21 protein-coding genes are annotated in these 20,965 nt (G+C 62.7%); 12 read left to right on the plus strand and 9 right to left on the minus strand.

Annotated elements, in window-relative coordinates; all coding sequences use genetic code 11:
* Positions 1–446: 446 nt before the first annotated feature.
* The 3 genes from fae to J8I87_RS20140 form a co-directional block, all read right to left on the minus strand.
* Positions 447–980, minus strand: coding sequence for a formaldehyde-activating enzyme (gene fae, locus J8I87_RS20130; RefSeq protein WP_209933537.1), 534 nt, complete (start codon positions 978–980; stop codon positions 447–449).
* A gap of 289 nt (positions 981–1,269) precedes the next feature.
* Positions 1,270–1,692: a hypothetical protein gene (locus tag J8I87_RS20135; RefSeq protein WP_209933538.1), complete on the minus strand. Its 423-nt coding sequence runs from the start codon at positions 1,690–1,692 to the stop codon at positions 1,270–1,272.
* Positions 1,693–1,962: 270 nt separating this feature from the next.
* On the minus strand, positions 1,963–3,117 hold the full coding sequence (locus J8I87_RS20140) for a porin (protein ID WP_209933539.1): 1,155 nt from the start codon (positions 3,115–3,117) through the stop codon (positions 1,963–1,965).
* Here J8I87_RS20140 and J8I87_RS20145 point away from each other — a divergent pair.
* Positions 3,116–3,433, plus strand: coding sequence for a hypothetical protein (locus J8I87_RS20145; protein WP_209933541.1), 318 nt, complete (start codon positions 3,116–3,118; stop codon positions 3,431–3,433). The genes J8I87_RS20140 and J8I87_RS20145 overlap by 2 nt on opposite strands.
* Before the next feature lie 372 nt (positions 3,434–3,805).
* Entirely contained in the window at positions 3,806–4,309 is a 504-nt protein-coding gene (locus J8I87_RS20150; RefSeq protein ID WP_209933542.1) for a hypothetical protein, read from the plus strand.
* Positions 4,310–4,342: 33 nt separating this feature from the next.
* On the opposite strand, the gene J8I87_RS20155 is transcribed toward J8I87_RS20150, so the two are convergent.
* Both J8I87_RS20155 and J8I87_RS20160 read right to left on the minus strand, forming a co-directional pair.
* On the minus strand, positions 4,343–4,777 hold the full coding sequence (locus J8I87_RS20155) for an HIT family protein (protein ID WP_209933543.1): 435 nt from the start codon (positions 4,775–4,777) through the stop codon (positions 4,343–4,345).
* A 397-nt stretch (positions 4,778–5,174) separates the two neighbouring features.
* Positions 5,175–5,612, minus strand: a complete 438-nt coding sequence (locus tag J8I87_RS20160) for a hypothetical protein (protein WP_209933544.1) — start codon at positions 5,610–5,612, stop codon at positions 5,175–5,177.
* Between the two features lie 278 nt (positions 5,613–5,890).
* Here J8I87_RS20160 and J8I87_RS20165 point away from each other — a divergent pair, with 278 nt between their 5' ends.
* The 5 genes from J8I87_RS20165 to J8I87_RS20185 all read left to right on the plus strand — a co-directional run bounded on the left by J8I87_RS20165 (position 5,891) and on the right by J8I87_RS20185 (position 11,433).
* A complete protein-coding gene (locus J8I87_RS20165) occupies positions 5,891–6,535 on the plus strand; it encodes a CDP-alcohol phosphatidyltransferase family protein (RefSeq protein WP_409518776.1) in 645 nt (214 codons plus the stop codon).
* Positions 6,532–7,395, plus strand: coding sequence for a 2OG-Fe(II) oxygenase (locus J8I87_RS20170; protein WP_209933548.1), 864 nt, complete (start codon positions 6,532–6,534; stop codon positions 7,393–7,395). The genes J8I87_RS20165 and J8I87_RS20170 overlap by 4 nt, the downstream gene beginning before the upstream one ends.
* Entirely contained in the window at positions 7,392–8,396 is a 1,005-nt protein-coding gene (locus J8I87_RS20175) for a flippase-like domain-containing protein (RefSeq protein WP_209933549.1), read from the plus strand. Before J8I87_RS20170 ends, J8I87_RS20175 begins: the two co-directional genes overlap by 4 nt.
* A 21-nt stretch (positions 8,397–8,417) precedes the next feature.
* Positions 8,418–9,182 carry an NTP transferase domain-containing protein gene (locus J8I87_RS20180; protein WP_209933550.1) on the plus strand — a complete coding sequence of 255 codons (765 nt, stop codon included), beginning with the start codon at positions 8,418–8,420 and terminating at the stop codon, positions 9,180–9,182.
* An 847-nt stretch (positions 9,183–10,029) separates the two neighbouring features.
* The gene (locus tag J8I87_RS20185) at positions 10,030–11,433 is read left to right on the plus strand and encodes an MFS transporter (RefSeq protein WP_209933551.1); all 1,404 of its coding nucleotides are present in this window, start codon (positions 10,030–10,032) and stop codon (positions 11,431–11,433) included.
* A gap of 34 nt (positions 11,434–11,467) precedes the next feature.
* On the opposite strand, the gene ehuA is transcribed toward J8I87_RS20185, so the two are convergent.
* From ehuA to ehuB, 4 genes are all read right to left on the minus strand, one after another.
* Positions 11,468–12,292 carry an ectoine/hydroxyectoine ABC transporter ATP-binding protein EhuA gene (gene ehuA, locus J8I87_RS20190; RefSeq protein WP_280923086.1) on the minus strand — a complete coding sequence of 275 codons (825 nt, stop codon included), beginning with the start codon at positions 12,290–12,292 and terminating at the stop codon, positions 11,468–11,470.
* A gap of 71 nt (positions 12,293–12,363) precedes the next feature.
* Positions 12,364–13,023 (minus strand): ectoine/hydroxyectoine ABC transporter permease subunit EhuD, encoded by a 660-nt coding sequence (gene ehuD / locus J8I87_RS20195; RefSeq protein ID WP_209933552.1) that lies wholly within the window; start codon positions 13,021–13,023, stop codon positions 12,364–12,366.
* The gene (gene ehuC, locus J8I87_RS20200) at positions 13,020–13,691 is read right to left on the minus strand and encodes an ectoine/hydroxyectoine ABC transporter permease subunit EhuC (RefSeq protein WP_209933553.1); all 672 of its coding nucleotides are present in this window, start codon (positions 13,689–13,691) and stop codon (positions 13,020–13,022) included. Before ehuC ends, ehuD begins: the two co-directional genes overlap by 4 nt.
* Before the next feature lie 175 nt (positions 13,692–13,866).
* On the minus strand, positions 13,867–14,721 hold the full coding sequence (ehuB, locus tag J8I87_RS20205) for an ectoine/hydroxyectoine ABC transporter substrate-binding protein EhuB (RefSeq protein WP_209933555.1): 855 nt from the start codon (positions 14,719–14,721) through the stop codon (positions 13,867–13,869).
* Positions 14,722–14,982: 261 nt separating this feature from the next.
* Between ehuB and J8I87_RS20210 the strand changes: the two genes are divergently transcribed.
* The 5 genes from J8I87_RS20210 to doeB all read left to right on the plus strand — a co-directional run bounded on the left by J8I87_RS20210 (position 14,983) and on the right by doeB (position 20,953).
* Complete coding sequence (locus J8I87_RS20210) at positions 14,983–16,422, plus strand: PLP-dependent aminotransferase family protein (protein ID WP_209933556.1); 1,440 nt, start codon at positions 14,983–14,985, stop codon at positions 16,420–16,422.
* A gap of 177 nt (positions 16,423–16,599) precedes the next feature.
* A complete protein-coding gene (gene eutB, locus J8I87_RS20215) occupies positions 16,600–17,583 on the plus strand; it encodes a hydroxyectoine utilization dehydratase EutB (RefSeq protein ID WP_209933557.1) in 984 nt (327 codons plus the stop codon).
* Positions 17,584–17,655: 72 nt separating this feature from the next.
* Positions 17,656–18,657, plus strand: coding sequence for a cyclodeaminase (locus tag J8I87_RS20220; RefSeq protein WP_209933558.1), 1,002 nt, complete (start codon positions 17,656–17,658; stop codon positions 18,655–18,657).
* A gap of 9 nt (positions 18,658–18,666) precedes the next feature.
* Positions 18,667–19,899, plus strand: coding sequence for an ectoine hydrolase DoeA (gene doeA, locus J8I87_RS20225; protein ID WP_209933559.1), 1,233 nt, complete (start codon positions 18,667–18,669; stop codon positions 19,897–19,899).
* Between the two features lie 4 nt (positions 19,900–19,903).
* The gene (gene doeB, locus J8I87_RS20230) at positions 19,904–20,953 is read left to right on the plus strand and encodes a N(2)-acetyl-L-2,4-diaminobutanoate deacetylase DoeB (protein ID WP_209933560.1); all 1,050 of its coding nucleotides are present in this window, start codon (positions 19,904–19,906) and stop codon (positions 20,951–20,953) included.
* Positions 20,954–20,965: the final 12 nt, after the last annotated feature.

Here is a 20,965-nt window from a genome sequence, read left to right on the forward strand (position 1 = left end):
CGAATTCATGTCCACACTGACCTGCCGGCGGCGACCGGCCGGGTCGATATGAAACGATGGAGGCCATTGCACTATGTATTTCGACACGACTACACGTTAGGCGACTGTCTCGGCAGAAATTTTAGGGCGTAACAGATTCCGACCCGTCGAGGTCTGACCGGAGATAGTCGGTCGCACATGCGTATCGCCGCTGGTGTATTGGGGGAACCGATTGACGCGAATGTCATAGCCCGCGTAACCGTGCAATCACACGCCCGCCAACAATGGCAGGCGTCCAACAACTGTGACGTAACGAGCAGGCCGAGCATCGAGGAAACCTTGCATCCTCCTCAAGCTGTTACTCACCCAGGATATCCGAGGTGGCGCTTTTCGCGAGCTTTGAACTGCGCATATTGACGCTGTTGCTAAAAGCCAGCGCATTCAACTCCGCAACGCAAGGACGCGCTTCAGCTCCAGTCGTCCATATCGTGCTTGATGGTATGCCGGTTGGCGATCAGCATGTCGACGCTCGGCTCGTTGTTCATCGCCCGGTGAATGGCAAGCTTGGTCGCCTCGTAGTTCGTGCGGTACATGTCCTTCTTGTCGAGGTTCGTCGCTGTGGCGCAGCGCGGATCGATCCACACGAGACTGACGATGCATAGCTCGTTGGCCTGGTCTTTCGGCAAGATGCCGTCGATCAGGCAATCGACTATTGCATCCGCCGTCGCCGACTGTACGACGCCACCGAATAGCTCGATGGTGGCCATGTCCCTGAGCGTCACCTTGGGGACGATCATCGTAGCAGGGCGCACCATCTGATTGCAGGCGCGGATCGCGAACATGGCCGTGTGTCCCTTGCTCTGCGCCATCATGTTGGCGAACGCGTGACCGACCGGTCCGTCGACACGGCCTATCAGGATTTCGGGCATCGCGTCAGTCACCTGACCGGGCGCGGCGAACACAGTGGCTTCGCCTGCGCGGAACGTCAAATCGAGACTCATCGTCGACCTCCTCTGTAGTTGGACAATGAAGATTTGCGGCATGCAAGGACAATGCCATTCGATCCGACGCGCTCAAGCAAGCATGGCAATGCGCAACATGTATCGTCTTCGTGACAAAGTGGCAAACACGAGTCGCGAGCGGGTGTTCTGCATATGCGACGAATGAGTCCCGGTTTGCCATCGGCGGCGTCGGTGCCTACCGCTGGCCCGAATGGCGGCATCATCGCTCGCCTGAGCATCTCGGTACGGGTACGACTAAACCGCCCGCCGCTTCGACAGCATCGAGATGCTAGAAGGTGCCGGAGTACGCCAGTCCGACCGTCGTGCTTCGCGCATTGCGGTGATAGACGATCGCCCAGTGAGTCAGCAGCGCGCCCGTCAGCGCGCCGAGCGCATCGGCTGTCAAGTCCTTGTACGAAAAGCCGTTCGTCGTGCAAGTGCCGTCGATCACTTCTTTCGCCAGACCCGGCACCGTGCCGATCAGCGTGCCATAGACGACGGGATGCTCCGTGTCGCGTGCGAGATGCGCGCCCAGTGCGCCAAACGGTGCCGATACCGCGAAATGTTCGAGCTTGTCGGTGCCCGTCCAACTGTCCGACGTCTGCCACCGCCAGCCGCTATGCGCGCCGTTGCAATCGAAACCTGCATGCGCCGTGGTACCGGCGGCCAGCATCAAGGCGAGCGCACCCGCCTGCTTCAAGGCTGTCGTCATATTGCTCTCCGATTTTCTTGTTAGGTCGCGCATCTGTCAGATTGAGGGTGCGCGTGTAAGCATTTAACGACGGACAAAAGCAGGTCTTTAGTAAACCGAACGAAAAGTGTCAACGAATGTTTCGATAACCGGCGGACGTGGGCGAATGTTCCCGCGTGAAAGATAAAACGCGCGCGTCAATACTGCACGCGCGCGTTTTGTGTCGATGACCGTGCCCGACGGATCGGATCGTCATCCGATCCGCATGCCGGCCCGGTCGGGGGATAAGGCTTAGAAGCGGTGACGCAGACCCACTGCGACGGCCGTCTGGTTTTGCGTCGACGACGGCGTCAGCGTGTTGATTGCCGCGACGTTCGCGCCGAAGTTGCCGAGGTTGCCCGAAGCATGCTGATAGACGCCTTCCAGGTACACATCGGTGCGCTTGCTCAGCGAGTAGTCGCCTTGCAGCGACACCGTGTGCCACTTCGGCGAGCCATCGCCGTTCGAACCCGAAACCTTGCCGTCCGTGAACGTGTAAGCGGCCGCGAGGCTCAGAGCCGGGCTCAGCGCATAGCGGCCGTTGATTTCGTAGTTGTCCATGTGCAGGTTCGTGCCCGACAGCCCGTTGATGAACGTGCCGCCGACATTCGCGCTCTGCAGGTTGTCCAGTTGCGTGTGCGTCCACAGCAGGCCGACAGTTGCCGGGCCATACGCGTAGTTCGCGCCGACGCCGTACGTGCGCTGCGTCTGCGCGGCGAGTTGCGCCGCGCCGCCCTGGCCTGCCGAGATCGCGCCGTTGGTGTTGTTGCTGCCCGCGTTGTTCAGTTGCAGGTAAGCGGCCGCGACGTTCAATGGACCGTTCTTGTACGTAGCGCCCGCGCTCCATGCCCGGTTGTCCGCGAAGCCGTTGGCTTCATTCGAGAAGCCGTACAGGCCGCCGAACTGCAGGCCGGCGTAGTTCGCGCTCGTGTACTTGACCGAATTCTTGATCGAGAACGAGGTGGCGAGGTTGTCATTGTCGAACGGGTGGCCGGCGAGGTTGTTGCCGTAGTTCGAGCCTGCTGCCGCGAGCGGGGAGAGGAAGTCGACCATCGAGTCATATTGACGGCCGAGGGTCACCGTGCCGTACTGATTGCTTTGCAGACCGACGTACGCCTGACGGTTGAACAGCGTGTTGTTTTCCGTCAGCTTGCCGTTGTTCAGGTTGAAGCCATTCTCCAACGTGAAGATCGCGTGCAGGCCGTTACCGAGGTCTTCGCTGCCGCGCAACCCGAAGTACGTATCCGACAGCGCGCCGCTGCCTTGCTGCCAGTTGCTGTGGCCAGCCTGGTTGTTCGTGTAGACGAGGCCTGCGTCGAGCGTGCCGTACAGGGTCACGCTGCTTTGCGCGTTGGCGGTTGCTGCGAATGCGCCGAGAATGCCCGCGACGAGAAGGGTTTTTTTCATGCTTTATTACTCCGAGACTTTGCGTGGAGATCGCGATACGGAACACGTGCTGTATTGCGTGCCATCGATCCGGAGCGAAGTGTATTACCGTTATTCGTCAGTTTATTTGCATCCGGCGCAACAATACTTTCCAGAATCCGGAATAGACCGATTTAATGAGGCTAAGTATTTTGCTTTTAAAGGTTTTTTTGAAATCGGCGGCTGGGGCCGCGACCATTGTCAATGGCCGGATTGTTGCAATCGTGCGACGGACGGGTCCGAAACCGGCAGGGTTTACCCGTTGAAAAGTGGCCCAAACAGCAATTGCAAGGCTTGATTCCTGCGATTTATTGAAAGGTACTTTTCCATCCGGCGGACTCGTTCCATACGCACGCACCTTATAGAATTCGTCCCGCCCCTTGACCAAGGGTTGTCTTTTTCATCTGTTTTTACGCGGCCGCCCGGCCGCGTTTTTTTTGCCTTTTAACAAATCGCAATTCGATTGACGTTAATCGGCGGAAAAGACTATTTCTCAAATCGATCAGCAATTCGATTGAACTTTTGATTTGGGCCGCGAATTGTCTTTCTCTTGTCCGTTCGATATAGGGGAGTGCCGGCGCCCGTCTTTCCGCAGCTCGCGCGGGTAGAATGCGGAGCCTCGCGCCGCCGATGCATCGCGCGGCGCCCGACGAACGCGAGCATTCCTGTCATGACCGATACCCATCACTCTGAAACCGACGCCGCCAGCGCGCCGGAAGCCCTGCACGAAGACCGCCTGTGGCGCGACAACGGCTGGACCGCACGCATCATCAAGAACGAGGACGACGACGGCTGGGCCGTCGAGATGATCAAGGACGGCGAGGCCGAGCCCGCGCTGGTCGGCCCGTGGACGATGGGCCGCGATAAGAAGAATCCGAAGCCGCTGGATGTCGCGGCATTCAACACGCTCGTGAAGACAGCGTCAGAAGTATTGCGCCGACATGAGCAGCAACTGCACGCTCAATTGCACAAGCGGCTGACGGTGGAGTCGGGCGGCGAAACCGTCGAGGTGACGCTCGATATCGTTCCCGACGAGGACGATCCCTACGCGACGCTCACGGCGTTCGGCCCGCTCGGCGAACAGCTCGCGCAAGTAAAGGTCGCGCCGCACTTCAAGCTCAACAGGACGAGCGCGGCGTCGTGGGTTGAAAACGAGTTTCGCCGGCCGGGCTGACGGCGCGTCGTCGGCTGGCGACACGAGAGGCGATTACGCGGACGCGGTCTTCTCCAGCTCCGCCTTGATGCGCTCGGCCAATGCGCGCAGTTCGTCGAGGTCGGCACGCACGGCGGCGTGGATCTTGAGCGGGATGCCGTCGTGGCGCGGAATCACATGGAAGTGCACATGCGGCACGGTCTGTCCCGACGCGGCGCCGTTCAGCTGCGCGATCATCATGCCAGGCGGATTCAGCGCGGCCTTTACAGCAATCGCCACCTTGCGCGTCGTGCGGATCGCGGCGGCCGCCGCGTCTTCGGACAGCTCGAACAGCTCCGCGGCGGGCTCCCTCGGCAAAACGAGCACATGGCCTTCGGCCTGCGGCATGATGTCCATCAGCGCGACGGTGTGTTCGTCTTCATAGATGCGAATGGACGGCAGTTCGTCACGCAGGATGCGGGCAAACGGGTTCTGCTGATCGTAGGGCATGAGGGGCTCCGGTGGTCGGGCGCATTGGCTTTCTGTCGAAGGCCGTGCGGAAAGGTTTTGGGGATTTTATCCGACGAAGTTTTCCATCTGTATTCACGCGGTCATCAAGCGCAACGGTTCCCGTTGCACCGTTTGCGAGTCGCGCCGCACTCTTCCTTTCGCACCATGCACTTGCGTGCCGTGTGCCCATGTTGTCCACAACCTTCTCCACGCATTCTGTGGACAACCGCGCTGCGGGTCGCCGCGCGGCGAAACGAGCGCGCGGCGAGCAGCAAGGCCAATTGCAATCACATCAACGACTTGCGTGTGCCGTGCCCAGGATACTCACAGGCTTACCCACTAAAAGTGTTGATAACCGCGCACCGTGTCCGGCCCCGCTACGACGGCTGGCGACGCGTCAGCTGCGCTTGCAGAAGATCGCCGTCACGTGCGGCGCGACGTGATGAACGATAGCCGTGCTGCCCGCAGCAGCGACGGCCGTTTGCACCTTCTCGTCGCTGCCCCAGACGACCGCGCCGTAAGCCGACTTTGCAAGCGGTTCGCCGCTGCCTGGACGAAACAACGGATCATCCTGTTCATAGCCGACGACGGCAAACACACTGAAGCCATACGCCTCCAGGCTGGCGCCGCGCACAGGACGAAAGGCGTTGATTGAGTTGCTCTCGACGCGCATCGGCTTCGGATCGATCAACTGCTGCGCGGCGAGATCGGCGATGAACTTGTGAGCCGATATGTCGCAGGCGAGGGCGGCGTCGAGCGACGCGGCGCGGGCGGCGATGGGCAGGATCGAAAGCAGCAGTGCAATGACGGCGGGACGGACAAAGAGGCGTTTCATGATGTCGAAGAACGTCTGCGCGGGAACGGGAGGGCGCGGACAGGCAAACGGGTAGACAGCAGTCGAGCCGCGACGGGAACAGTTCTCCGGAATCGGTAACCTCGACGCGGCAGACGCGCACTCTACCCGCGTTCGGCAATTCGTGCTGCGAGGCCACGGGCAGACCTTTGAAAAGCAACAGATTTGTGAGCGACAGAGGCAAGAAATCGCGATCCCGTATATATTTCCGGGTTATGACTTCGCAATCTAACCCTCCCCGGAACGTCCCGGCGCCCAGAATGTGGGACGCCCGGCTTGCCCGGCGGCTCATCATGCCGCTCGTGCATACACCCGTAACGCCGAACCACCTGACGACCGTGCGGCTGCTGATCGGCCTTGCAGGCGGACTGGCGTTGGCGCGCGGCGGTTTCGCGTGGACCAACGTCGGCGCGTTCCTGATCGTGCTGTCCAATTTCGTCGACCATACGGACGGCGAGCTTGCGAGGGTCAGCGGTAAGACGAGCCGCATCGGTCATTTTTACGATCTCGCGTGCGACGCGCTCGTCACCGTGCTGCTGTTCGGCGGCATGGGCTATGGCATGACGTCGGCACAGGTCAGCAATCTGATCGGGCTGTCCATGCCGCCGTTCGTGCTTGGCACCGTCGCAGGCATCGCGGTTGCGCTGATCTTCTTCCTGCGCATGCGCATCGAAGAAATGGCGGGCAAAGCCGGCACCAAACAGGCTTCCGTCGGCGGCTTCGAGACGGAAGACATCCTTTATCTGTTGCCCCTCGTCACGCTGACGGGGGGAATCGCGCCGTTTCTCGTGGCCGCGTCGATCGGCGCGCCGCTATTCGCTGCGTATGTGGTCATCGACTACCGGCGCGTCGTGCGCCGCAGTCGCCCGGCGCAAAAAACCAGTCAGGCATGGTTGAGCCGATGAGCACACCCGCACAAGAAGACGTGATTACATCCAATTCGCTGAACAACGCTGCCGGCCTCGCGCCGGCTTCTGCCGTTTCTGGGGATGCGGGCGCATCCGCTGGCGCGGCGGACCCGGATCGCGCCGTCGCAAGCCGCATCCGCACCTTCGACAACGCGAAGCTGCGCAAGGATTTCGACGATCAGAGCGCGTTCCTGTATCTCGAAGATTTCCTCGCGCCGGAAGTGACGGCGCAACTGATCGCAGCGGCACGCGCGCTGCTGCCCGAAGTAAACCGCAACTATCTGCCGGGTCACAAGCAGGGCGGCAGCGTCAGCCGGCATACGATCGACCGTCTCGCGCCGTTCATCGCGCAGTTGTACCGCTCGAAGGAGCTGATCGGCTGGCTCGAACACCTGACGGGCGACAGGCTGCTGCTGTCGCCGGCCGATGATCCTCATGCATATGCGCTCTACTACTACACGAAGCCGGGCGACCATATCGGCTGGCACTACGATACGTCTTACTACGACGGCCGCCGCTATACGCTGCTGCTCGGCGTGATCGACGAATCGTCGTGCCGTCTCGACTACGAGCTGCACACGCGCAATCCCGACAAGGCCGACGAGCCTGGCTCGGTGCAGATTCCGCCGGGTGGCCTGGTGTTCTTCGACGGCGACAAGCTGCGTCACCGCATCACGCCCGCGCTCGAAAACGAAATGCGCGTCTCGCTGACGTTCGAGTACGTGACCGATCCGAACATGCGCCCGTGGCGCCGCGTGATTTCGAATCTGAAGGACGCGATTGCGTACTTCGGCTTTCGCCAGGTGTTCAGCCAGTTCGCGCGTCGTCGTGGCGGCAATGCAGGAGAAGGCGTGTGACACGTGCCGCCATGATCCTGCTGACGATCGGCGGCGCGCTGTTCGTTGCATTGCTCGCGTGGCAGGGGTTCGGCTCGGTCGTGTCGACGCTGATGGCGGCCGGCTGGGGCCTCGCGCTCGTCGCGGCGTTCCACCTGCTGCCGCTCGTGCTCGATGCGGGCGCGATCTCCGTGATGTTCGACAAGAACCGCAAGGAAGTCACCGAGCGTGACGCGGTGTTCGCGCGCTGGATCGGCGAATCGGTGAACAGCCTGCTGCCTGCCGGCCAGATCGGCGGCCCGGTGATGATGGTGCGTCAGTTGTCGCAGCGCGGTTTGCGCATGCGTGACGCCGCTGCCGCGATCACTGTGAGCACCACGTTGCAGGCGCTCGCGCAGATCGTCTTCGCGATGCTCGGGCTGCTGCTGTTCGGCGCATCGGCGGCGCACGGCGCGATGCGCGATCTGCAGACGGCGGCGCTGATCGCAACGGGCGTGCTCGCGGTGCTGATCCTGGGCTTCTACGTTGCTCAGCGACGCGGCCTGTTCGGCAAGGCGCTGCGCGTGCTGTCGAAGGTATTCGGCAAGCGCGACTGGTCGTCGCTGACGACGCGCGCCGATGCCGTCGATACGGCCGTGCGCGAACTCTACGACCAGCGCGGCAAGGTCGCGGCGAGCTTTGCGCTGAGCCTTGCGGGCTGGATCGTCGGCACCGTGGAAGTGTGGCTCGCGCTGCGCTTTCTCGGCCATCCGGTCGGCTGGGTCGATGCGCTGCTGCTCGAAAGCCTCGGCCAGGCGATTCGCGGCGCGGCTTTTGCGATTCCCGGCTCGCTCGGCATTCAGGAGGGCGGCTATCTGCTGCTCGCGCCGCTCGTCGGCCTGCCGCCCGAGGCGGCATTGGCGCTGTCGCTGGTCAAGCGTGCGCGCGAGTTGCTGCTCGGCTTGCCGGGCCTGCTCTATTTGCATTTCAGCGAACGTAGCTGGCAGCGGCGGCGCGCGACGCGCCTGCCCGCTGTCGATTGATATTTTTAGAAAGGACCGCGAATGCGCGCCATCATTCTTGCTGCAGGTCTTGGCCTGCGTCTCCAGCAACCGGCCGGAGAACAGTTTCCCAAATGCCTGCTGCGTTTCGACGGCGTGACGCTGCTTGAGCGTCATTTGCAGATGCTCGATGCGGCGGGCGTCGATGACGTCGTACTCGCACTCGGCTTCCAGCCGGAGTTGGTCGAAGCCGAACTGAAGCGGATCGAATGGCCGCACAAGGTCGAGATCAAACTGAATCCGCGTTTCGATCTCGGCAGTGTGCTGACCGTGCACACGGTTGCGGATGCGCTCACGCGCGGCGGCGATGTGCTGCTGATGGACGCTGACGTGCTGTACGACGAGCGCATTCTGAGCGCGCTGGTTGCGGGCGAGCATGCGAACCGGCTGCTCATCGACTGTGATTTCGAAACGGGCGACGAGCCGGTCAAGCTGTGTCTGAAGGACGGCGTGCCGGTTGAGCTGCGCAAGCAGGTGGCCGTGAATCTCGACTACGACACGATTGGCGAGTCGGTTGGCTTTTTCCGTTTGCGTGAAGAAACGGCGAAGCGGTTTGCGGAGATTGTTGCCGGCTACGTCGACAGTGGTCGTGCGAACATGCCGCACGAGGAGGCTGTGCGGGATTTGCTGCTGGAGCGCAGCCACGTGTTCGAAACGGCGGATGTCACGGGCGCGCCGTGGATCGAGATCGACTTCCCGAATGATGTCGAGCGCGCGGCGGCGGAGATTCTGCCGATGCTGGTGCCGCTCGTTGGGGCGGCGCGATAGGGGTTTTTGATTTGCCGCTATTTGGCATCCGCGATGCGGTTTGTGTTTTGCCGCTGTCGCTGGCATCCGCGATGCGGTTTGTGTTTTGCCGCTGTCGCTGGCATCCGCGATAGCGCCTCGCGGCGCAGGCGTTGCCCCTGTGCGGGGCGGCACTTACTTTCTTTGCCGCCGCAAAGAAAGTAAGCAAAGAAAGCGGCTCACACCGCCAATACTTGACCCTTGTCCACGGGCTCTCAACGTCCCCGCACTTCGCACGGCAGCGTGCTGAACTTGCCCGTTGCCCGCGCGCTGATTGAATGCCTCACCCGCTTCACGCGCTCGTACAGCGCCTACCCGTCCTGGTGTTTCAATGCCCTGTGCGGCAAACATATGTTGGTTGTCGCACCTCACAGGGCAGCGCTCTAACTGGCAGAGACATCGCGCAGCGAAGGTGTTCTGATGGCGCGAAGGCCTACATAGGTTTGCCGCATGGGGCACGGGACAATCGAGGGCGTGGTCAGCAACGCGGGTGCCGAAGCGGTTGAGGCGCTAGTCAGTGCGCTGGCAACGAAAGTGCGCCGGTACGCTAGCGCAAGAAGTATTGGAACGTTGAGAGCCCGTGGGTAGGAATAAGAGTTGGCGGTGTGAGCGGCTTTCTTTGCCTCCTTTCTTTGCCGCGGCAAAGAAAGGAGGTGCCGCCCCGCACAGGGGCAACGCCTGCGCCGCGAGGCGCTAACGCGGATGCCAGCGATAGCGGCAAAGCAAACCGCATCGCGGATGCCAGCGACAGCGGCAAAACAACCCCAAACAGCATTTGCGAATTTTTGCCGCCGCAAACGCAAAAACAAAGGCAAAGACAACCCATTCCATGCCCCTGCCAATAGGCCCCTTCCTCGTCCCATTGATAATCGCCTCTGCGATGTTCATGGAAAACGTCGACGCGACGGTCCTCGTCACATCCTTGCCCGTCCTCGCCCGCGATCTCGGGCATGATCCCATCACACTGAAGCTCGCGATCACCAGTTACGTGATCGGCCTCGGCGTCTTCATCCCCGTGTGCGGCTGGGTCGCCGACCGCTATGGCCCGCGCTCTGTGTTTCGCACGGCGATCGGCATCTTCATGGCGGGCTCGCTGATGGCGGCGGCCTCGACGACCCTGCCGCTCTTCGTCGCCGCGCGTTTCGTGCAAGGCATTGGCGGCGCGATGATGGTGCCCGTCGGCCGCATCATCATTTTCCGCTCGGTGCCGAAGTCGGACTTCATTCGCGCCGTCAACTACCTGACCGTGCCCGCGCTGCTCGGGCCCGTGATCGGCCCGCCGTTGGGCGGATTCATCACGACGTACCTGCACTGGCGCCTGATCTTCATCGTCAACATTCCGATCGGCCTGTTCGGCATCTGGCTCACCAACAGACACATCGCGAACCTGCGCGAAGCGCATCCGGGGCGGCTCGACTGGACAGGCTCCCTTCTGTCGGCGAGCGGCGCGTCGCTGTTCATGCTGGGCCTGTCGCTGATAGGCGGCGAGCTGGTGCCGGGCACCGTGTCGGCGACGATGTGCGTGCTGGGCGCCGTGTTGCTGCTGGTCTACGGATGGTACGCAAGCCGCGTGGAGCGGCCAGTGCTCGATCTGAGGCTGCTGCGCATCCCGAGTTTCCATGCGAGCGTCGCGGGCGGCTCGCTGTTTCGCATCGGCCTTGGCGCGGTGCCGTTTCTGTTGCCGCTCGCGTTGCAGGAAGGACTCGGCATGACGCCGTTCGCCGCGGGCACGATCGCCTGCGCGTCGGCGTTCGGCTCGATCTTCATGAAGACGGTCGCGTCGTCGGTGCTCGCGCGCTTCGGCTTTCGACGCGTGCTGATGTGCAACGCCCTGCTCGCCGGCCTTGCGATCGCGAGCTATGGACTCTTCGCGCCCGGCACGCCGCACGCGCTGCTCTGGTGTGTCGTGCTGATCGGCGGAATCTTCCCGTCATTGCAGTTCACGTCGCTGAACTCGCTCGCCTATGCGGACATTGCGAGCCCCGACGTGGGACGCGCAACGAGTGTCGCGAGCGTCGTTCAACAGATCTCGCTCGGTCTCGGCGTGACGATCGCAGGCATCATCCTGCAGATCTCACACGAGCTGCAAGGACATCCGACCATCGTCTGGACCGACTTCTGGCCCGCGTTCCTCGCGATCGGTCTGTTCTCCGTCGCATCGATACCCGTGACCGCGAAGCTGCCGCACGACAGCGGCGACGAACTGGCGCGCGGCGGAAGAGGGCAGGCGTGACGCATCCGTCACGCGCCGGGGGAGACGGGAGACGTCAAACCGCCTCGTGAACCGCGCGCAAGAACTGCTGCGTGCGCTCGTGCTGCGGCGATGTGAAGAACTGCTGCGGCGGTCCCTGCTCGATGATCTTGCCTTGCGAGAAGAAGCACACACGGTCCGCGAATTCGCGCGCAAAGCCCATCTGATGCGTGACCATCAGCATCGTCAGATTGTGCTCCGCGCCGAGCCGGCGAATCACGTTCAGCACTTCGCCGCATAGCTCGGGGTCGAGTGCGGACGTGACTTCGTCGAACAGCATCACCTTTGGACGCATCGCGAGCGCCCGCGCAATCGCGACACGCTGCTGCTGACCGCCCGACAGTTGCGACGGATAGTGATTGCACTTGTTCTCGAGACCGACGAGCGTCAGCAATTCGCGCGCGCGATCGGTCGCTTCCTTGCGCGACAGGCCGAGCACCTGCATCGGCGCTTCGATCGTATTGGCGAGCGCCGTCATGTGCGGGAACAGATTGAAGCTCTGAAACACCATGCCGATCTTGCTGCGCACGCGCCGCAGATGCGCGGACGAAGCGGGCACGAGCGCGCCGTTCTTGCGCATGTGCGTGAGCGGTTCGCCGTCCACTTCGATCATGCCGCTCGTCAGCGGATCGAGCGTCATCAGCACGCGCAATAGCGTCGATTTGCCCGATCCGCTCGGGCCGATGATCGCCACTTTCTCGTTGGGCGCGATTTCCAGATCGAGTTCGTCGAGCACGGTGAGCGTGCCATAGCGCTTCGTCACGCCGGCGAACCGGACCATCGGCTGTTCACCCTTTGGATTGCGCGTTTCGCTCAGCACGGCAACGGGGTCTCGCTTCATCTCTTTCTCCATCACGGGGGACTCGGACTGCAAACGGGTGTCGGTGTCTGCGTGTGTCTTTGCATGGGTCTTCATGGCAGCCTCAAGCGGAATTCCAGCCGCCGCACGAGTTGCGCGAACGTAATGCTGATGACCAGAAAGAACAGGCCTGCGAGTGTGATCGGCTCCAGATAGCGGAATGTTTCCGAGCCGACATTCTTTGCCTGCTGCATCAGTTCGACGACGGTGATGGCCGACAGCACGGGCGTGTCCTTGAACATCGCGACGAGATAGTTGCCGAGCGCGGGAATGATGGGCCGCACGGCTTGCGGCAGGATCACGCCGCTATAGGTGCGCCACGGCGACAGCGACAATGCGCAAGCCGCTTCCCACTGCCCGCGCGCGACGCCGTTCAGGCCCGCGCGGTAAACCTCGGACGTGTAGCATGCGTAATGCACAGCGATGCCGATCGTGCCAGCCATCAACGCGGACATCGTGATGCCGTAGGTCGGCAGCACATAGAACAGCACGTACACCTGGATCAGCAGCGGCGTGCTGCGGATGAACTCGACGACGAACGCGACGGTGCGCGAAACGGCCTTGATATGGCTGCGCCGCAGGATCGCGAGCACGAGGCCGAGCACGAGCGCGATCGCAAAGCCGACCAGCGTGATCAGGATCGTGTACACGGACGCGCGCGCCAGATCGGGCAGGATATGCGCGGCGTACTGCAGATCGAAAAAGTGATTCATGGCGCCGCCTTGTGTGTGGTGTGCACGATGATGCCGTGGCTCACGCGCCGTTCGAAATGACGCATCAGTGTGGCGAGCAACTGTGCGAGTACGAAGTAGATGACAAGCGTGAGGCAGAAGATCTCGGCCGTCTTGAACGTCGCTTCGTCGAGCTGGCGCGCACGGAACGTGAGGTCCGACAGCGTGATCAGCGAAACCAGCGAGGTGCCCTTCAGCAATTCGATCATCAGATTCGTCGCGGGCGGCAGCGCGTTGATCATCGCTTGCGGCAGGATGATGCGGCGCATGCGCGTGAGCGCGGACATGTTCAACGCGAGCGCGGCTTCGAACTGTCCGCCAGGCACCGAGCGCAATGCGCCGCGCAGAATCTCCGAACCGTACGCGCCATAGTGCAGGCCGAGACCGACGATCGCCACGGTGAACGGCGTCAGTTCGACCCTGAACGGCGGCAGCGGCAGCACGAAGAAGAACCAGAAGAGCTGCACGAGCAATGACGTGCCGCGAAACACTTCCACGTACACGTTGCCGATCCAGCGCACGGGCGCCCACGGCGCGAGTTTGGCGGCCGTGGCGATGAATGCCATCGCGATGGCGAGCAGCGTGCCGAGCACGGCGATCTCGATCGTGACGAGTGTGCCTTGCAACAGCAATGGAAACAGTTCACGCATGGCGTTTGGCCTCGCTTGCATGACGGCGCACAGGCGCGCCTCGATTGAAAACGGGAAGCATACGTAGTGCCCCCCAGGACGCGCGATTCACGATGCCGCGTGGCGCAGTGCGCCGGCGCAACATGGAATCGCGGCCCTGACGATCACACACGTTCGGCCGTGTGATCGCGACGGCTCATTTGCCGCAGATTTCGGCAGCCGTCTTCGTGGTCAGATTCGACTTGTCGAAGCCGAACGGCCCGACGGTCGCGAGATGATCGGGCGTGCCGAGCCATTGATGCAGCTGCTTGTTCACGGCATCGCGCAGATCCGTGTCTTCGGGCCGGAACGCGAGCGCCCCGTAGCCCGTGTGCTTCGGATCGTCCTTGAAGAAGGAGACCGTTTCCACCTGGCCGGCATCCTTGGCCGCGAGGCCCTTCATCGTCAATGCCGTGCCCGCCGCCGCATCGGCGCGGCGCGTGCGCACGGCCTGCAATTGCGCGGTCGTGTCGGGCACTTGCAGCAATTGCGCATCCTTTATGCCCGCGTCGCGCGAATTGGCGACTTCGACGGCGCCCGCCATTACGGCGAGCTTGATGTCCGGCTGCTTGGCCACGTCACCATAGCTGTGCAGATTCTTCGGGTTGCCCTTCGTCACGAGCAGCGTGTCCTGGATCTGATACTGCGGATCGGCAAAAGCGACCTGCTTGCAACGCTCCGGCGTGATGTACATACCGGCTGCGATCACATCGAAACGTCCCGCGCGCAGGCCTGGAATCAGCGAGCCCCATTCCGTCAGCACGGCGTCCACTTTCTTCACGCCGAGTTTCTCGAAGATCTTGCGGGAGATTTCGGGCGACTCGCCCGTGACCTTGCCGTCGGGTGTCGTATAGGCGAATGGCGATTCGTTTGCATAGCCGATGCGTACTTCGCCGGTGCGCTGAATGCGCTGCAACGTCGTTTCAGCCGACGCGAACTGGGTGTGCATGGCAAGGCCGGCTGCCGCGAGGCAGAAGGCGCCAAGCATGACTGACGTGCGCTTCGATTTCATGTCGATTCCCGATTCCGTGTGAACACGGACAGAAGTAGTGAACGGCGCGATGCAGCGTGCGCCCAAATCCGGGAAAACCCGGTGTGGCAAGCATTCCGGCGTGTTCGACATGTCCCGGATGCAACCCATGAACGCAGCATACAAAGCCATTTTTTTGTTCCGATTGCTCTAGGACAATAATTTTCAGAGGCTCTTTGATCGCACTATGCATGGTGTCCATGACTTTCGATGGACAAGTTCGTAGAGGACCCAGGGTAAGCGATGAAGCGCCAACTCGGGTCGGCGCGGCATGGGAGGCGGCAGGTGATCGAACAGTGGCGGGAAGCGGTCGGCGCGGTGCATGGCGTCGAGTCGAAATACAAACGGCTGGTGAAGGCGATTGCAGGCGACATCGAACGCGAGGCGCTGCGCGCGGGCGCACGTCTGCCGCCACAGCGCGATGTGGCGTCGGAACTGTCGATCAGCGTGCAGACGGTCACGAACGCCTATAAGGAGCTGGAGCGGCAAGGGCTGATCCGCTGCGAAGTGGGACGCGGCAGCTTCGTTGCGGAGCGCGTCACCGAGACGATGTCGAACTACATGCTCGATACGGCGGAGCGCTCGGTCGTCGATTTTTCGATTGCGCGCATCATCCATACGCCGGAGCACGACGCGATGTGGCGAAAGGTCTGCGCGACGCTCGCGAAGATCGACGACCAGCCGTGGATACGTGCGTTCAGGCCCATCGCGGGCTTCGAGCATCATCGGCAGGCGGGCATTGCATGGCTGAAGACCCTGGGCATGTCCGCTTCCGTGGATACGCTGCTCGTCACCAACGGCGCGGCGCATGGGATCTTTCTTGCGCTTGCGTCGCTTGTCGGTCCCGGTGATACCGTGCTGTGCGAAAGTTTGACCGACCATGGCGTGATCGGCTCCGCGAATGTCCTGGGGTTTACGTTGAAAGGGCTGGAGATCGACGAATATGGCATTCACCCCGAGCACTTCGAAGAGATGTGCGATAGCGAGCGCATCACCGCGCTCGTGTGCACACCGACGTTGAACAATCCGACCGTCGCGCTGATGCCCGAGTCGCGCCGCCGCGCGATTGCGCGCATCGCCGAGCGCTACGGCGTGTACGTGATCGAGGACGACGTCTACGGACCGCTGCCTGCGACGCGTCCCGCGCCCATTTCGAGTCATATCCCCGAGTTGTCGTTCTACTGCACGAGCATGACCAAGTCGGTGCTGGCGGGCCTGCGCATCGGCTACATGACGACGCCGCGCCGCCTCGCGCTGCGCGCCGAAAGCGTGCTGCGCGTAAGCAGCTGGATGGCGACTTCGCCGATGGCGGAAGTCGCGACGCGCTGGATCAATGACGGCACGGCTGCGCGGCTCGTCGAGACGCAACGCGAGCGGCTCGCGAAGCGCCAGGCACTGGTGCAGAAAATACTCGGACCGTATGTGCTCGGCTCGCATCCTCAGGCGCTGTCGGCATGGCTGCGCGTGCCCGATCACTGGCAGGCGGACCGGCTCGTGCGCGAGCTGCGCAATCGCGATATCGCCGTCACGTCGCCGGATCCGTTTCTCGTGCGCGGTGCGGACAGACCGAACGCCGTGCGCCTGTGTGTGGGCGCCGAAGTGAGCGACGACGTGTATCAGGACGCGCTCGAAACGATGCGCGACGTGTTCGAGCAATATCCGCAAGTGCACGACTTCGGTTGAACGAGCGTTGATCGCTGCCGCAATGCGTCGCGCCGGATCGCGCAAAAACGAAATGTACCAGGACAATAGAAAACACTATTTAGAACATTAGACTGGCCGCACTGAGTCCGCTGTGGCTCGCGTCGAAAGGCAACGACGCAGCCGCATCGGTCGTGAACTCGTGCAGGGCCAACGTCAATGTCCGTACTTTCGCTTGCCGATGTCTATCGCGCGCGACGCCGTCTCGAAGGGCGCGTGCTGCGCACGCCGCTCGTCGAATCGCCTGCGTTGTCGACGGTTGCGAACGCGCCCGTCTATCTGAAGCTCGAAACCATCCAGCCGACGGGCAGCTTCAAGCTGCGCGGCGCGACCAACGCGCTCGTGCGTCTTGCCGAAGCGGGATGCAGGCGCGTGGTCACGGCATCGACGGGCAACCATGGGCGCGCCGTTGCGCATGCGGCGCGTGCACTCGGCATCGAGGCGTGCGTCTGCATGTCGTCGCTCGTGCCGCCGAACAAGGTCGAAGCCGTGCGTGCGCTGGGCGCGCAGGCGCGCATCGTCGGCAGGAGCCAGGACGATGCGCAGCACGAAGCGCAACGCCTCGTGCGCGAAGAAGGCTATGCGTACGTGCCGCCGTTCGATCATCTCGACGTGATCGCAGGGCAGGCCACGATCGGCATCGAGATCGCCGAAGACTTGCCGGATGTCGCGCAAATCGTCGTGCCGCTGTCGGGCGGCGGGCTCTTTGCAGGCGTCGCGTTCGCAGCGAAGCAGATCGCGAGCGCCGTGCGCATGACGGGCGTGACGATGGAAAACGGCGCCGCGATGCACGCGAGCCTCGCGGCAGGCAAGCCGGTGCTCGTCGATGAAGTGGCGACGCTCGCGGATTCGCTCGGCGGCGGCATCGGACTCGACAACCGCTATACGTTTTCGCTCACACGCGAACGGGTCGATGAAGTCGTGCTGCTCGACGAAGCATCGATCGCGCGCGGCATCGTGCACGCGTACGAAGAGGAACGGCTGGTGCTCGAAGGCGCTGCTGTCGTCGGCATTGCCGCGCTGCTCGCCGGACGCGTGAGATGTGTGAACGGGACGTCGGCTTCGCGAGGCCCGATCGTGCTGATCGTGACAGGCGCCAACATAGACATCGACCAGCATCGCCGCATCATCGGCGCGGCGTGACAGCAACCATCTTGCATGCGACGGGAGCAAAAACGCGAAAGCGTCAGTTCTGGTCAAAAGAGGAGACACTGCATGACTGCAATTACCCTGCTCGGCGAAGCGCAACTGCGCGAGCTCGTGCCGCTCGATCTTGCCGCGATCGACCAGATCGAATCGGCGTTTGTGTCGCTTGCGACGGAAGCCGTCGCAATGCCGCCGATCTTGCGGCTCGATCTTCCCGAGCATCGCGGCGAAGTGGATGTGAAGACGGCCTGGTTGCCGCGCTTCGACAGCTTCGCGATCAAGGTGAGCCCGGGCTTCTTCGATAACCCGAAGCTCGGCCTGCCGAGCCTCAATGGACTGATGCTCGTGCTGTCGGCGAAGACGGGCCTGACGGAAGCCGTGCTGCTCGATAACGGCTATCTGACGGCCGTGCGCACTGCTGCGGCGGGTGCCGTCGCGGCGCGCTGGCTCGCGAAACAGCATGCTTCGAACGTCGCGATTATCGGCGCGGGCGAACAGGCGCGTCTGCAATTGCGCGCGCTGACGATGGTGCGGCAAGTCGAGCGCGTCATCGTCTGGGCGCGCAATCGTGCGAACGCAGAACGATTCGCGGCGGACATGTCCGCGCAGTTGCGCATCGCCTGCGAAGTCGCACGCGACGTACACCACGCACTCGCGGAAGCCGACATCGCGATCACGACGACGCCGAGCACTGAGCCGTTGATCGATACTGCCGACCTTCATCCCGGCCTGCACATCACGGCGATGGGCGCGGACGCGGAGCACAAGAACGAGATCGCGCCGCAAGCGCTGGCGGCGGCGCGGTACGTGTGCGACCGCGTCACGCAGACGCGTGTGCTCGGCGAACTGCATCACGCGATTGCAGCGGGCGCAGTGGATGCGAATGCACAGCACGCAGAACTTGGACAGATCATCGCGGGACAGGCCAGGGGGCGCACGAGCGACAGCGACATCACGCTCTGCGACCTGACGGGCACGGGCGCGCAGGATACGGCCATCGCGACGCTCGCTGTCGCGCGTGCGCGCGCCGCCAACGCAGGCACCATTTTCCGCAACGACTTGAAGCGCTGAGAGAAGAGCATGTCAAATACACCTCAACTGGAGCGGGACGACGCGAAGCGGGTGGCGACACCCGTGGTCCGCTTGCCGTTCGATCGAAGCGAGTACGACGCGCGCATCGCGAAGACGCGGCGCGCGATGGAAAAGGCGCAGATCGATCTGCTGATCGTGACGGACCCGACCAACATGGCGTGGCTCACGGGCTACGATGGCTGGTCGTTCTATGTGCATCAGTGCGTGTTGCTCGCGCTGGACGGCGAACCCGTGTGGTATGGACGCGGACAGGATGCGAACGGCGCGTTGCGCACGGTGTTCATGAAGCGCGAGAACATCATCGGTTACCCTGATCATTATGTGCAGTCCACCGAGCGTCATCCGATGGACTATCTCGCGCGTGAAGTGATCGAAGCACGCGGCTGGCAGTCGCGCCGCATCGGCGTCGAAATGGATAACTACTATTTCAGCGCCGCCGCGTATGCATCGTTGCAGCGCAATCTGCCGAACGCGGCCTTCCGCGATGCGACGGCGCTCGTCAACTGGCAGCGCGCCGTGAAATCGCCGCGCGAAATCGAATACATGCGCATTGCCGCGCGCATCGTCGAGAAGATGCATGCGCATATCGTCGAGCGGATCGAGCCGGGCATGCGCAAATGCGATCTCGTCGCGCAGATTTACACGGCGGGTATCACAGGCGTCGACGGTCATGGCGGCGACTATCCCGCTATCGTGCCGCTGTTGCCGACGGGCGCCGACGCCGCCGCACCGCATCTCACGTGGGACGACACGCCGTTTGCGGCGAACGCAGGCACGTTCTTCGAAATCGCCGGGTGTTTCAAGCGTTATCACTGTCCGCAGTCGCGCACTGTCTATCTCGGCAAGCCGCCCAAGCATTTCATCGATGCGGAAAAGGCCGTGGTTGAAGGCATCGAAATGGGCCTTGCGGCAGCGAAGCCCGGCAATACGTGCGAGGACATCGCGAACGCATTCTTCGCGGTGCTGCGCAAGTCAGGCATCGAGAAGAACAGCCGCTGCGGTTATCCCATCGGCGCGAGCTATCCGCCCGACTGGGGCGAGCGCACGATGAGCCTGCGCCCCGGGGACAAGACGGTCCTCGAACCCGGCATGACTTTCCACTTCATGCCGGGACTGTGGCTCGACGACTGGGGGCTCGAAATCACAGAGAGCATCCTGATTACGGAGTCGGGCGTCGAGACGTTGTGCAATACGCCGCGCAAACTGTTCGTCAAGGAGTAGTGCAATGCGGGCTTCACCCATTACCGCCACGGTCGATTTCGAGGCCGACGGCGAGCAGCACGGCTTTCTTAAGCTGCCGCATTCGCATGACGCCTCAGCGTGGGGCGCCGTGATGATCCCGATCACGGTGATCCGCAACGGCGACGGTCCGACCGCGCTGCTGACGGGCGGCAATCACGGCGACGAATACGAAGGGCCGATCGTGTTGTCGAAGCTCGCGTCTACATTGAAGGCGAGCGACGTGAAGGGGCGCGTGATCATCGTGCCGTTCATGAATTACCCGGCGTTTCGCGCGGGAAGCCGTACGTCGCCCATCGATCGCGGCAATCTTAACCGCAGCTTTCCGGGCAAGGCGGACGGCACCGTGACCGAGAAGATCGCCGATTACTTTCAGCGCTATCTGCTGCCGCTCGCGGACTATGTACTCGATTTGCACGCGGGGGGCCGCACGCTCGACTTCGTGCCGTTTGCGGCCGTGCACGTGTTGAGCGATGCAAGGCAGCAGGCGCGCTGCGAGGCGGCGATGCGCGCATTCGGCGCGCCGTATTCGATGCGGATGCTCGAACTGGATAGCGTCGGTCTGTTCGACACGGCTGTCGAAGAAGCGGGCAAGGTATTCGTATCGACGGAACTGGGCGGCGGTGGGACGGCGACGGTGGCGAGCGTCGCCGTGGCTGGGCGCGGCGTGCGCGGGTTTCTCGCGAATGCGGGGGTGATTGGATGGCGTGATGAAGAGCTCGCGCCGTCGCGCACGACGACCTTGCTCGACATGCCTGACGGCACCTGCTATACGACGAGCGAGCACGACGGGTTGCTGGAACTGTGCAAGGACCTGGGCGACCGTGTGGAAGCGGGCGAGGTGATCGCGCGGGTTCACGATGCGACGCGCACGGGCGCGAAGCCCGTCGAGTATCGCGCGCGCCGCAGTGGTTTGCTCGCGGCGCGGCATTTTCCGGGCCTCGTGCAGATTGGCGATACGGTGGCCGTGGTTGCCGAGATCGTCGAGTGCGGTATACCTGTTACGGCGGGCAAGCTGGGCGCGCGCGGGAGCTAGGGGCATTCGCCG

The sequence above is a fragment of the Paraburkholderia sp. LEh10 genome, assembly GCF_017814945.1.
In the GTDB taxonomy this organism is placed as follows: domain Bacteria; phylum Pseudomonadota; class Gammaproteobacteria; order Burkholderiales; family Burkholderiaceae; genus Paraburkholderia.